This window comes from Aeromonas sp. 604282, from assembly GCF_049170575.1.
Lineage (GTDB): Bacteria > Pseudomonadota > Gammaproteobacteria > Enterobacterales > Aeromonadaceae > Aeromonas > Aeromonas veronii_A.
In genome coordinates, this window is sequence record NZ_JAAKMV010000007.1 from 134,532 (window position 1) to 146,693 (window position 12,162).

Below are 12,162 nucleotides of genomic sequence, written 5' to 3' on the forward strand. Positions count from 1 at the left end.
CAGCGCCTTTTCTTTATCATTCCCCATCATTTTCGAATACAAGATGCATCGCCATGGCAAAAGCCCTCTCTCTGATGCTTGCCCAGTTGAATCTGACGGTAGGCGCCATCGAAGATAACACTGACAAAGTGCTCGCTGCGGCGGCTCAGGCCGAGCGGCAAGGTGCCGATCTGCTGGTCTGCTCCGAGCTGGCCCTGACCGGCTATCCTCCGGAAGATCTGCTACTGCGCGCCGACCTGATGGTCCGGGTGGAAGCCGCGCTGACCCGCATCGCGGCATGGCAAGGTGCTTGCGCCATTCTGGTGGGCCATCCCTGGCGTGAAGGGGAGGCGCTCTATAACGCCGCCTCCCTCTATGAGCAAGGCAAGCTGATTGCCCGCTACTGCAAGCAGGACTTGCCCAACTACGGGGTATTCGACGAGAAGCGCTACTTCACCGCCGCGACCGAGACTTGTGTGGTGCTGTTCCGTGGTCACCAGCTGGGGCTGCTCATTTGCGAAGATTTATGGCAGCCGGGTCCGGCGCTGGCCGCCAAGGCCGCGGGGGCAGAGCTGCTGCTCACTATCAATGCCTCGCCCTATGATCAGGAGAAACCCTGGATCCGCCGCGAGCTGATGGCCGAGCGCTGCGATCAGACCGGTCTGCCACTGGTTTACCTCAATCAGGTATGCGGTCAGGATGAGCTGATTTTCGACGGCTGCTCCAAGGTGTTCAGCAGCCAGGGCGAGTTGACCCACAAGCTGGCCCCGTTTGCCGAAGAGCTGGCGCTGGTACGTTTTGCTGATGGTCAGCCGGTGAAGGAGCGGGAACCCGCTGCGCCGCTCGAGCCGTTGGCCGAGACCTATCAGGCGCTGGTGCTGGCAGTGCGCGACTACGTTACCAAGAACGGCTTCCACGGCGCTGTGCTGGGCCTATCTGGCGGCATCGACTCGGCGCTGACGCTGGCCATTGCGGCCGATGCCATCGGGGCCGACAAGGTGCAGGCAGTGATGATGCCGTTCCGCTACACCGCCCAGATGAGCGTGGAGGATGCCAAGGAGCAGGCTGAGCGGATGGGGGTGGAGTTCAACATCATCTCCATCGAGCCGATGTTCGAAGGGTTTATGACCCAGCTGGCGCCGTTGTTTGAAGGCACCGCCCGCGATACCACCGAAGAGAACCTGCAGGCCCGCTGCCGCGGCGTTCTGCTGATGGCGCTCTCCAACAAGCGTCGTCGCATTGTGCTGACCACCGGCAACAAGAGCGAAATGGCGGTCGGCTATGCCACGTTGTACGGTGACATGGCGGGCGGTTTCGATGTGCTGAAAGATGTGCCAAAGACGCTGGTGTTCAAGTTGTGCGAATATCGCAACTCGGTCGATTACGTGATCCCGCAGCGGGTCATCGACCGCCCCCCTTCAGCGGAGCTGGCGCCGGATCAGGTGGATCAGGACAGTCTGCCCCCCTACGACATCCTCGATGCGATCCTCAAGCGTTATGTGGAAGAGGATGCCTCGGTCGCCGATATGGTGGCAGAAGGCTTCGAGGAAGCGGTGGTGCGCAAGGTGATCCGGCTGGTGGATCTCAACGAATACAAGCGCCGTCAGGCGGCGGTCGGGCCCCGCATCACGGCTCGCAACTTTGGTAAGGATCGCCGTTACCCCATTACTTCCGGGTTCGGTAAACAGAACTGGTAAGGAGTCACCATGAAGAAGATTGAAGCCATCATCAAACCGTTCAAGCTGGACGATGTGCGCGAAGCCCTGGCCGAGATCGGCATCAACGGCATGACCGTCTCCGAAGTCAAAGGCTTCGGTCGCCAGAAGGGTCACACCGAGCTCTATCGCGGTGCCGAATATATGGTCGACTTTCTGCCCAAAGTGAAAGTGGAGCTGGTGGTACAGGACGAGGATCTCGATGCCTGTCTGGAAGCGATCCAGAATACCGCCCGCACCGGCAAGATTGGTGACGGCAAGATCTTCGTCTGCGAGGTGGAGCGCGTCATTCGTATCCGTACCGGCGAAGAGAACGAAGACGCTATCTGATGTCGTTTTTGCCTCGTTATGTTCAGGAGAGCAAAACAAGTTCTGCTCTGATGTCCCGAAAGCGCATCGTGGCGGTGGCAGGCTTGCTGTCAGTACTCACTGCGTGCAGTACCCGCCCGCCGGCGCAGCCGGAAAATCTGTGCCAGATCTTTCGCGAGAAGCCGGAGTGGCACAAGGCTGCGCTCAAGATGAACGAGAAGTGGGGGACGCCGATTCATGTGGTGATGGCCATGATGTATCAGGAGTCCTCGTACGTACATGATGCCCAGCCGCCGATGCAGTATTTCCTCTTCATCCCGACCGGGCGGGCCAGTTCGGCTTATGGTTATGCTCAGGTCAAAGATGAAACTTGGGCGGATTACCAGCGGGAAACCGGTAACAGCTGGAGTGACCGCGATGACTTTGCCGACGCCATCGATTTTATGGGTTGGTACACTAACAAGGCCCAGCGGCTCAATGGCACCTCCAAGTGGGATGCCTATGGCCAGTACCTCAACTATCACGAAGGGTGGGGTGGCTACCGGCGTGGCAGCTATCGAAGCAAGGGGTGGTTGATGAAGACCTCTCGCAAGGTGGAAGCTCGCGCCCAGCGCTACGGCGCCCAGTACCGTCAATGCAAGGATCAGCTCTCCCGTGGGGGCTGGTTCTGGTAACCAAATCAGGAGTCAGAAATGCCGTTATTGGATAGTTTTACTGTTGACCACACTCGTATGGAAGCGCCAGCGGTGCGTGTGGCCAAGACCATGCAGACCCCGAACAAGGACACCATTACTGTGTTCGACCTGCGTTTCTGCGTACCGAATCAGGAGATCCTTTCCGAGCGCGGTATCCATACGCTGGAGCACCTGTTCGCTGGATTTATGCGTGATCACCTGAATGGCAACGGCGTGGAGATCATCGATATCTCCCCCATGGGTTGCCGTACCGGCTTCTACATGAGCCTGATCGGTGCGCCGGACGAGGCCAGGGTTGGTGCCGCTTGGCAAGCTGCCATGAGCGACGTGCTGACCGTGCAGGATCAGGCCAAGATCCCCGAGCTGAACGAGTATCAGTGCGGCACCTACAGCATGCACTCGCTGGAAGAGGCGCACGCCATCGCCCGTCATGTGCTGGAGCGCGGTATCGGCGTCAACCACAACGACGAGCTGGCCCTGCCGGAAGAGAAGCTGAATAGTCTGTGAGGCTGATGAGCTGTCGCTCATCGGGTAACCTCTCTTCGGGGAATGTTAAAAGAGCCGGTCAGCCATGCTGACCGGCTCTTTTTTATTCCGCCCGATCGCGGTTATGGGGATGACTTGCTCCCCTTGCCGACTCCGATTAGGATGGTTTTTGACCTGAACCTGTTGGCGGAGGTGTGACGATGAAGGGGATATTGCTGCGTTGGCTGGCCCGTTACGACGCGTGGTGCGAGGAGTGGGGCCTCACCCAGGAGAACCGGCGCTGCTGTACGCCGGTTCGTTATGATGATGATTCAAGCCAAGAGCGAGCTGGCGCAGAAGAGGCTGAGCTCAATCAAAATTGCGGGTCACGGCGCCGGTAACGCTGTTGTACTCGAAGCCGAGGCCGTTTTCATACTCTGAGTCAGCCGGGAAGCGACCCATCGAGTCGCGCAGGATATAGCGGCAGTTATTGTGATATTCGTTCGGTTCATCTTCATCTATATGTTTCGTGTTAATCTCGATGGACAGGTAGTCAACCCCTTCTGGAATAACTCCGCTGTTGAGCTCTGCGCTGGCAGCGGTTTGGCCGCCATCAAGCAGGTTATTAAATAGCAACTCGCAATCCTCAGAATTATTGACCGAGATATGGTTGCCGGAGCCGGTCTGATAGGGTGTGTCTACCGGTTTGTAGTAATCCTCTTTTGTCCCCGCCGGCCAGCCATAGCGGTTGATGTCTATCGTGCTGTTGCCAAAACTGCTCAGATTGTAGAGCGCGATCGCTTGCCCTTGCACTTTCACCGCCCATCCTGCATTAGCTAGATGAACTGAACTGGCAAAGCTGCTAGCGGTCGCCGAGACCGTGCTTTTCAGGGCATCATCCTTGATATTGATAAAGCGGGGCAGGGCGGTGACGGCCAGGATCCCCAGCACTATGATCACTAACACCAGTTCAATCAGGGTAAAGCCGTTGTTTTTGTTGTTCATCATGTTCAATGACCCATTAAATACCGCAAACAGGTGTGAGTGATATGCAGCTGATAGATACCCATTGCCATCTCGACTTTCCGGTGTTCGACCAGGACAGGGAGGCGCTGCTGGCCCGTTGCCGAGCATTAGGGGTGACGGAGTATATCATTCCTGCCATCGCAGAGGATAACTGGACTCGTGTGATGGCACTGGCAGATCAGCATGACGGCCTCTTGTATGGTCTGGGTATTCATCCCTGGTATGCCGGTGAACAGCGTGAGGGGGTGATGGAACGGCTGCGAACGCTGGTGATGAGTCAACCTGCCAGGCTGGTGGCGATTGGTGAGTGCGGGCTGGACCTCCGTTCTCACGTGCCGCAGGAGGGACAATTTGCGTTGTTTGAGGCTCAGATCCGGCTGGCTGCTGATGCCGGGCTCCCCCTGATGATCCACTCGGTGCGCGCCAATGACACTGTGGCCAAGCTGTTGCGCCGCTTCAAGCCGCCTCGTGGAGGGGTGATCCATGCTTTCAGCGGTTCGTTGCAGCAGGCGGAGGCCTTCTGGCAACTGGGCTTTCGACTCGGGGTGGGCGGGGTAATCAGTTTTGAACGAGCGAACAAGACGCGAGACGTATTTCGGGCTATGCCGCTCGAGGCCCTGGTGCTCGAAACCGATTCGCCCGATATGCCGTTACAAGGTGATCAAGGCACCCGGAATACCCCGGAAGCGCTGCCGAAAATAGCAGAAATATTGATGACATTGCGGGAGGAATCATCGGTAGATGTTGCCAAGGTGTTATTTGAAACTGCCCAGCATCTTTTCCATCACGACCTATTGTCATGAAACAAATTCGCAACACCTGATTTAGTTGTCAGGAAAAAAAATGAGCGTAAAAATCGTTTGCTGTCTAATTTTGTGACACTTGGGCATTTTGATAACGATAAAATGTGACCAGCATTCTATTTTATCGGACTTTAATTAGTATAATGCGCTCCCCTTGATTAGTTGGGTTTAATAACAACTCGCTAACAAGCTAGGTGCTACTAGAGGAAGATAATAATGAATTTGTTCATGGGTCTGGTAGGGATGGCGACGCTCGTCCTTATCGCGGTGCTGTTCTCCAGCAATCGCAAGGCAATCAACGTACGTACCGTTGTCGGTGCGTTCGCAATTCAAGCCGGTCTGGGGGCGTTTGTACTCTATGTTCCGGTTGGTCGCGATATCCTGGTCGGCGTGTCCGATGCGGTATCCAGCGTGATCAGCTACGGCCAGAACGGGATCGACTTCCTGTTCGGCGGTCTGGTCAGCAACAAGATGTTTGAAGTATTCGGTGGCGGCGGCTTTATCTTTGCCTTCCGTGTTCTGCCGGTCATCATCTTCTTCTCTTCCCTGATTGCCGTGCTCTACTACCTGGGCATCATGCAGATGGTCATCAAGTTGCTGGGCGGCGGCCTGCAGAAAGTGCTGGGCACTTCCCGCACCGAATCCCTCTCTGCAACTGCCAACATCTTCGTCGGTCAGACTGAAGCGCCGCTGGTGGTTCGTCCTTACATCTCCAAGATGACTGACTCCGAGCTGTTCGCCGTCATGTGTGGTGGTCTGGCTTCCGTTGCCGGTTCCGTACTGGCCGGTTATGCCTCCATGGGCGTGAAGATGGAGTACCTGATTGCTGCCTCCTTCATGGCTGCACCGGGTGGTCTGCTGTTCGCCAAGCTGCTGGTTCCCGAGACCGAGACCCCGAACTACGACGAAAGCTCTGCCGATGCCGAGCTGGATGACAAGCCTGCCAACGTCATTGACGCTGCTGCTGCTGGCGCCTCTGCCGGTATGCAACTGGCCCTGAACGTCGGCGCCATGCTGCTGGCATTTATCGGTCTGATCGCCATGATCAACGGCATCTTCTCCGGTGTGGGTGGCTGGTTCGGTTATCCGCAACTCTCTCTGGAACTGCTGCTGGGCTGGATCTTCTCCCCGCTGGCGTTCCTGATCGGTGTGCCCTGGAATGAAGCAGTGGTTGCCGGTTCCTTCATCGGTCAGAAGCTGGTAGTGAACGAGTTCGTGGCTTACCTGAACTTCGCTCCGTACCTGAAAGACGAAGTACTGATCAACGGTGTGGCCATGTCCGATCACACCAAGGCGATCATCTCCTTCGCACTGTGTGGTTTTGCCAACCTCTCCTCTGTTGCCATCCTGCTGGGTGGTCTGGGGTCCATGGCGCCGAACCGCCGCGGCACCATTGCACGCTTTGGTCTGAAAGCCGTACTGGCTGGCTCTCTGTCCAACCTGATGTCTGCCACTATCGCTGGCTTCTTCCTGGCACTGTCCGGCATGTAATCGTCGCCTGACTGACAGGGTATAAACACGAACGCCACGGCACCTGCCGTGGCGTTCGCGTATGGAGCGGTGACAACCGTTTTCCTATCTAAACTAATAATAAAATGAGTCAAATCGGAGGTTATATGAATGAAGTGCTACTGGCGATGGTGGCCGGCTTTATAGTTGGTTTGTTGTTTTCTTTCCTCAAATTGCCGATCCCGGCACCTCCCGTTTTGTCTGGGGTAATGGGGATCGTCGGGGTCTATCTGGGGGGATTGGCCTACTCTTGGATCCTGACTCGTTTCTTTTCGTAAGGCTTTTTTAGACCTGGATTTGCCAGATGTGAGGTACCTCTGAAATTGGCAAATCCGGCTTGCAAACAGGGGGTATCTCGGCTGAAATAGGCGTTGCCAGCAGGGTGCTGGCAATGACTAATACTCGATCAAATCGGGTGTTGGCGGTCAAATGGAATTGATTGGGAAGTCGGGTCAGATGTTGTCTGCCTTTCTCAAGTCTTCATGGAACCAAGTCCGCACTTTTGTAAGAAAGTGACAGGGCTCTTGCCTTATTTACAGTCGCAGTGCCTGCAGGGTGTTTTGAATAGCATCCCGATAGTGCCGGTGCCTTCGCACTGTAATTCCATTCCCGTATAGCTGGGGGATTACTGCCTGTGCATCCATCGCTGGATGGTATGGCGGTGCCCGGTTATCTGGATTAAATCGAGACTTTGGAGAACAGAATGACTGATCTGAAAGTGGCCGCTCAGCGCGCCCTGAACCTGATGGACCTGACCACCCTGAACGATGACGACACCGATCAGAAGGTGATCGACCTGTGCCATAAGGCCAAGTCACCGGCTGGCCTGACTGCCGCCGTCTGCATCTATCCCCGTTTTATCCCTATCGCTCGCAAGACCCTGCGTGAGATCGGCGCTGCCGACGTACGCATTGCGACCGTGACCAACTTCCCGCACGGCAACGACGACATCGAGATCGCCGTGGCCGAGACCCGTGCCGCTGTCGCCTACGGTGCTGATGAAGTGGACGTGGTGTTCCCGTACCGTGCCTTCATGGCCGGCAATGAACAGATCGGTTTTGATCTGGTCAAAGCCTGTAAAGATGCCTGTGGTGCCAAGGTGCTGCTGAAAGTGATCATCGAAACCGGCGAGCTGAAAGAAGAGGCGCTGATCCGTCGCGCTTCCGAGATCTGTATCGATGCCGGTGCCGACTTCATCAAGACCTCCACCGGTAAGGTGCCGGTCAATGCGACTCCGGAAGCGGCACGCATCATGATGGAAGTGATCAAGGCCAAGAATCCGAAAGTTGGCTTCAAGCCTGCTGGTGGCGTGAAAGACGCAGCCGTTGCCGGTCAGTATCTGGCCATGGCCGAAGAGATCCTCGGCAAGGACTGGGTATCCGCCCGTACCTTCCGCTTTGGTGCATCCAGCCTGCTGGCCAGTCTGCTGGCCACTCTGGGGCATGGCGACAAGCCGGCCAACACCAGCGGTTACTAATAGGTTGATGAGGGGGCGGACCTGGTCCGCCCTGTTAGCCCCCACCATGCGGTGTGCGGGCAAGGATTCTGGCTTGTGTAACGCCAGCAATGGCGGAGGGAATGAAAGATGTTTTTGCCTCAAGAAATTATTCGCAAGAAGCGCAACGGTGAAGCGCTCAGTACCCAAGAAATTCAATTCTTCGTTCAGGGCATTACCAACAACACCATCGGTGAGGGGCAGATTGCCGCGCTGGCGATGGCGGTCTACTTCAAAGACATGACCATGGATGAGCGGGTTGCTCTGACCTGCGCCATGCGCGACTCCGGCATGGTTCTGACCTGGGATCACCTCAATCTGGGTGGCCCGATTGTCGACAAACACTCCACCGGCGGTGTGGGTGATGTGGTCTCGCTGATGCTTGGCCCGATGGTGGCCGCCTGCGGCGGTTTTGTGCCGATGATCTCCGGCCGTGGCTTGGGCCACACCGGCGGCACCCTCGACAAGCTGGATGCCATTCCCGGCTACCAGACCTCGGTCGACAACGACCGTTTCCTGAAAGTGGTGAAAGAGGCAGGTGTCGCCATCATCGGCCAGACCGGCGATCTCGCCCCGGCTGACAAGCGTATCTATGCAGTACGGGACATCACCGCCACCGTTGAATCCATCGCGATGATCACCGGCTCCATCCTCTCCAAAAAGCTCGCCTCCGGGCTCGAAGCGCTGGTGATGGATGTGAAAGTGGGCTCAGGTGCCTTTATGCCGACCTTCGAAGCCTCCGAAGAGCTGGCCAAGAGCATTGTGGCCGTGGCCAACGGTGCCGGTTGCCGCACCTCTGCGCTCTTGACCGATATGAACCAGGTGCTGGCCTCTAGCGCCGGTAACGCGGTAGAGGTGCGTGAAGCGGTGCGCTACCTGACCGGTGAATACCGTAACCCGCGGATCCACGAAGTGACCATGGCGCTGTGCGCCGAGATGCTGATCTCCGCCGGTCTGGCCAGCGACGAGCGCGATGCCCGTGCCAAGCTGCTGGCGGTGCTGGATAACGGCAAGGCGGCCGAGATCTTCGGTCGCATGGTGACTGGTCTCGGTGGCCCAGCCGATTTTATGGAGCGTTACGGCGCTTACCTGCCCAAAGCCGCCATCGTGCGTCCGGTCTTCGCGGCCAACAGCGGCTTCGTGACCGCCATGGATACCCGCGAGCTGGGTCTGGCCGTGGTCGCCATGGGCGGTGGTCGCCGCGCTGCCGGTGACAAACTTGATTATGCGGTCGGTCTGACCGACTTTATCCGCCTGGGTCAAAGCGTTGATGCTGACAAGCCGATAGCGATGATCCACGCTCAGACTGAAGAGCAATATGCTCAGGCTGCCAGCATGGTGCAGGCGGCTGTCCGGATTGGTGGCGAGCGGCCGGAGGCACTGCCTGAAGTGTACCGCCGTATCACCCTGGCCGATTTGTAACAAGGGGAAGACCCATGAAACGTACCTTTATTCTGATGATGGACTCTTTCGGTATTGGCGCAGCTGCCGACGCCGACAAGTTCGGAGATGTGGGCGCCAACACCCTTGGCCATATCGCCAAGGCGTGTGCGGCAGGTGAAATTGAAGGCCGTGGTGCCCTCAATCTGCCCAACCTCAACAAGCTGGGTCTGGGCCATGCCTGCGAGCAGGCCTCCGGCTACTTCCCGGAAGGGCTGAAGAAAGATATCGAGGTGGTCGGTGCCTACGGCTTTGCCCAGGAGCTCTCCTCCGGCAAGGATACTCCGTCCGGTCACTGGGAGATCGCCGGTGTGCCCGTGCTGTTCGAGTGGGGCTACTTCAAGGATCACCACAACAGCTTCCCGCAGGAGCTGCTGGACGCCATCGTCGAGAAGGCTGCTCTGCCGGGATATCTCGGCAACTGCCACGCCTCCGGTACCCAGGTGTTGGACGATCTGGGCGAAGAGCACATGAAGACCGGCAAGCCGATCCTCTACACCTCTGCCGACTCCGTGTTCCAGATTGCCTGCCACGAAGAGACCTACGGCCTCGAGAAGCTCTATGAGCTGTGCCACATCGTGCGCGAGCTGCTGGAGCCCTACAACATCGGCCGCGTTATTGCGCGTCCGTTCGTGGGTACTGGCAAGGGCAACTTCAAGCGTACCGGCAACCGTCACGACTACTCAGTGCTGCCGCCGGCGCCGACCGTGCTGGATTACATGAAAGAAGCGGGTGGTCAGGTGGTCTCCATCGGCAAGATTGCCGACATCTATGCCCAGCAGGGCATCACCAAGCAGGTGAAAGGGACCGGTCTGACCGAGCTGTGGGATCGCACGCTGGAAGAGGTGAAAGCGGCCGGTGACAACACCATCGTCTTCACCAACTTTGTGGACTTCGACTCCTCCTACGGCCACCGCCGTGACGTTGCCGGTTATGCCGGTGCGCTGGAGTATTTCGATGCCCGCCTGCCGGAGTTGTTTGAGCTGCTGCAGGACGGCGACGTGGTGGTGCTGACCGCCGACCACGGCTGTGACCCGACCTGGGGTGGTACCGACCACACCCGCGAATACATTCCGGTGCTGTTCTTCGGCAAGCCGGTCAAGGCTGGCTCCGTCGGTCGTCGCGAGACCTTTGCCGATATTGGCCAGAGCATCGCGGCTTACCACGGCCTGCCGAAACTGGCATACGGTACCAGCTTCCTGTAATTTACCCGCCCGCCACTTCGGCGGCGGGCAATTTATAAAACAATAAAACTCAACCTAGTGTGAAGGAATCAAGAGAATGGCAACTCCTCATATCAATGCGAAAGATGGCGCCTTTGCTGATACCGTGCTGATGCCGGGCGACCCCCTGCGCGCCAAGTACATCGCTGAAACTTTCCTGGAGAACGTCGAGCAGATCTGCGACGTGCGCAACATGTTCGGCTTTACCGGTACCTACAAGGGCCGTCGTATCTCCGTAATGGGCCACGGCATGGGTATCCCCTCCTGCTCCATCTACGCAAAAGAGCTGATCACCGATTACGGTGTGAAGACCCTGATCCGCGTGGGCTCCTGTGGTGCCGTGCGTGAAGACGTGAAACTGCGTGATGTGGTGATCGGTATGGGTGCCTGCACCGACTCCAAAGTAAACCGTCTGCGCTTCAAGGATCACGACTTCGCTGCCATCGCCGACTTCGACCTGGTTGCCAATGCGGTACAGGCCGCCAAGAACAAGGGCGTTGCCGTGCGCGTTGGTAACATCTTCTCCGCCGACCTGTTCTACACTCCGGACCCCTCCATGTTCGACGTCATGGAAAAATACGGCATCCTGGGTGTCGAGATGGAAGCCGCCGGTATCTACGGCGTGGCCGCAGAGTACGGTGCCAAGGCACTGACCATCTGCACCGTCTCCGACCATATCCGTACCGGTGAGCAGACCACCTCCGAAGAGCGTCAGCTGACCTTCAACGACATGATCGAAATCGCGCTGGATTCCGTCCTGCTGGGCGACAAGTAATTCCCTTGCGAATAAGAAACGGCGGCCTTCTGGCCGCCGTTTTTGTATCTGCTCATTGGTTGCGCCATCAATTTTCCGGAGGTGGCGAGGGGGGCGTACTCTTTTTCTTGTGCTTGCGCACCCGCATGTAGTTGCGGCGCACGCCGTAGGAGATGAGCACCCCGGCCAGCAGGGCGACCAGCAGCATCAACCGCTGTTTCTCCTGCACCACCTTGAGCCGGGTGTCCTTGTCTGCCAGCATCTGCTGCTCTTCCAGGGTGATGCGCAGGAAGCCGATGGTCTGCTCGCCATCCCGGATCTCCTGCACGAACTGGATCCGTCCTTTGCCCTGCTCCGGCAGTGACTTGTTATCGCTGCCGATGGGCAGCAGGCTCTCCAGCGGCACCGCCTGCTCCGATTGGGCGAGGGGAATGCCGCGTCCGTCGTAGAGGGTGGCATCGAGGATCTCCGGCTCGGTCGCCAGATCCCGGGCCAGCCGTTCCAGCTCACTGCTGTTCTCCTCCTTGAGCCAGCGCTTCATGTCGCGGGCAGCATAGGCGACCAGCGCCTGGGCGCGGTTGCGTGCTTCGGTGTGCAGCGCAGCCTGGCTCTCTCCCTGCATATGAAGGAGAACAACAAGTACCCAGCAGCCGAGCAGCAGGCCGGCTACCAGACTGAGCACACGTTTGATGGGAAGATGACGCTGCAAGCGCGAGACCTTATGCTGACAAGGAGTGACGGATCTTGGC

At 57.8% G+C, this 12,162-nt stretch carries 13 protein-coding genes; 11 read left to right on the forward strand and 2 right to left on the reverse strand.

Annotated features, from left to right (window positions below; translation table 11 throughout):
* The first annotated feature begins 53 nt into the window (after positions 1-53).
* Genes G5367_RS10655 through luxS form a run of 4 tightly spaced genes read left to right on the forward strand, consistent with a single transcriptional unit; the run spans position 54 to position 3,205 of the window.
* Complete coding sequence (locus G5367_RS10655; protein WP_421244041.1) at positions 54-1,676, forward strand: NAD+ synthase; 1,623 nt, start codon at positions 54-56, stop codon at positions 1,674-1,676.
* Positions 1,677-1,685: 9 nt separating this feature from the next.
* Positions 1,686-2,024, forward strand: a complete 339-nt coding sequence (gene glnB / locus G5367_RS10660) for a nitrogen regulatory protein P-II (RefSeq protein ID WP_005308848.1) — start codon at positions 1,686-1,688, stop codon at positions 2,022-2,024.
* A gap of 50 nt (positions 2,025-2,074) precedes the next feature.
* A complete protein-coding gene (locus G5367_RS10665; RefSeq protein ID WP_216980094.1) occupies positions 2,075-2,677 on the forward strand; it encodes a hypothetical protein in 603 nt (200 codons plus the stop codon).
* Between the two features lie 18 nt (positions 2,678-2,695).
* A complete protein-coding gene (gene luxS / locus G5367_RS10670; RefSeq protein WP_421244040.1) occupies positions 2,696-3,205 on the forward strand; it encodes an S-ribosylhomocysteine lyase in 510 nt (169 codons plus the stop codon).
* Positions 3,206-3,532: 327 nt separating this feature from the next.
* Here luxS and G5367_RS10675 read toward each other — a convergent pair whose 3' ends face one another.
* Positions 3,533-4,171: a type II secretion system protein gene (locus G5367_RS10675; protein ID WP_421244039.1), complete on the reverse strand. Its 639-nt coding sequence runs from the start codon at positions 4,169-4,171 to the stop codon at positions 3,533-3,535.
* 41 nt (positions 4,172-4,212) lie between these two features.
* Here G5367_RS10675 and G5367_RS10680 point away from each other — a divergent pair, with 41 nt between their 5' ends.
* The 7 genes from G5367_RS10680 (at position 4,213) to deoD (ending at position 11,434) form a co-directional block, all read left to right on the forward strand.
* A complete protein-coding gene (locus G5367_RS10680) occupies positions 4,213-4,992 on the forward strand; it encodes a TatD family hydrolase (protein WP_421244038.1) in 780 nt (259 codons plus the stop codon).
* Positions 4,993-5,208: 216 nt separating this feature from the next.
* Complete coding sequence (locus G5367_RS10685; RefSeq protein ID WP_005341329.1) at positions 5,209-6,483, forward strand: NupC/NupG family nucleoside CNT transporter; 1,275 nt, start codon at positions 5,209-5,211, stop codon at positions 6,481-6,483.
* A gap of 125 nt (positions 6,484-6,608) precedes the next feature.
* A complete protein-coding gene (locus G5367_RS10690; RefSeq protein WP_005340467.1) occupies positions 6,609-6,779 on the forward strand; it encodes a XapX domain-containing protein in 171 nt (56 codons plus the stop codon).
* A gap of 425 nt (positions 6,780-7,204) precedes the next feature.
* Entirely contained in the window at positions 7,205-7,978 is a 774-nt protein-coding gene (gene deoC, locus G5367_RS10695; protein WP_421244037.1) for a deoxyribose-phosphate aldolase, read from the forward strand.
* Positions 7,979-8,086: 108 nt separating this feature from the next.
* On the forward strand, positions 8,087-9,418 hold the full coding sequence (gene deoA / locus G5367_RS10700; RefSeq protein WP_421244036.1) for a thymidine phosphorylase: 1,332 nt from the start codon (positions 8,087-8,089) through the stop codon (positions 9,416-9,418).
* Positions 9,419-9,432: 14 nt separating this feature from the next.
* Complete coding sequence (locus G5367_RS10705) at positions 9,433-10,641, forward strand: phosphopentomutase (RefSeq protein ID WP_421244035.1); 1,209 nt, start codon at positions 9,433-9,435, stop codon at positions 10,639-10,641.
* A gap of 76 nt (positions 10,642-10,717) precedes the next feature.
* Positions 10,718-11,434, forward strand: coding sequence for a purine-nucleoside phosphorylase (gene deoD / locus G5367_RS10710; protein ID WP_005340471.1), 717 nt, complete (start codon positions 10,718-10,720; stop codon positions 11,432-11,434).
* Between the two features lie 67 nt (positions 11,435-11,501).
* Here deoD and G5367_RS10715 read toward each other — a convergent pair whose 3' ends face one another.
* Positions 11,502-12,122, reverse strand: coding sequence for an AhpA/YtjB family protein (locus G5367_RS10715; RefSeq protein WP_421244034.1), 621 nt, complete (start codon positions 12,120-12,122; stop codon positions 11,502-11,504).
* Between the last annotated feature and the right edge of the window lie 40 nt (positions 12,123-12,162).

Bases quoted from the DNA above. Each gene is read 5' to 3' on its own strand.
- G5367_RS10655 (WP_421244041.1), top strand. From the start codon at position 54: ATGGCAAAAGCCCTCTCTCTGATGCTTGCCCAGTTGAATCTGACGGTA.
- glnB (WP_005308848.1), top strand. From the start codon at position 1,686: ATGAAGAAGATTGAAGCCATCATCAAACCGTTCAAGCTGGACGATGTG.
- G5367_RS10665 (WP_216980094.1), top strand. From the start codon at position 2,075: ATGTCCCGAAAGCGCATCGTGGCGGTGGCAGGCTTGCTGTCAGTACTC.
- luxS (WP_421244040.1), top strand. From the start codon at position 2,696: ATGCCGTTATTGGATAGTTTTACTGTTGACCACACTCGTATGGAAGCG.
- G5367_RS10675 (WP_421244039.1), bottom strand. From the start codon at position 4,171: ATGATGAACAACAAAAACAACGGCTTTACCCTGATTGAACTGGTGTTA.
- G5367_RS10680 (WP_421244038.1), top strand. From the start codon at position 4,213: ATGCAGCTGATAGATACCCATTGCCATCTCGACTTTCCGGTGTTCGAC.
- G5367_RS10685 (WP_005341329.1), top strand. From the start codon at position 5,209: ATGAATTTGTTCATGGGTCTGGTAGGGATGGCGACGCTCGTCCTTATC.
- G5367_RS10690 (WP_005340467.1), top strand. From the start codon at position 6,609: ATGAATGAAGTGCTACTGGCGATGGTGGCCGGCTTTATAGTTGGTTTG.
- deoC (WP_421244037.1), top strand. From the start codon at position 7,205: ATGACTGATCTGAAAGTGGCCGCTCAGCGCGCCCTGAACCTGATGGAC.
- deoA (WP_421244036.1), top strand. From the start codon at position 8,087: ATGTTTTTGCCTCAAGAAATTATTCGCAAGAAGCGCAACGGTGAAGCG.
- G5367_RS10705 (WP_421244035.1), top strand. From the start codon at position 9,433: ATGAAACGTACCTTTATTCTGATGATGGACTCTTTCGGTATTGGCGCA.
- deoD (WP_005340471.1), top strand. From the start codon at position 10,718: ATGGCAACTCCTCATATCAATGCGAAAGATGGCGCCTTTGCTGATACC.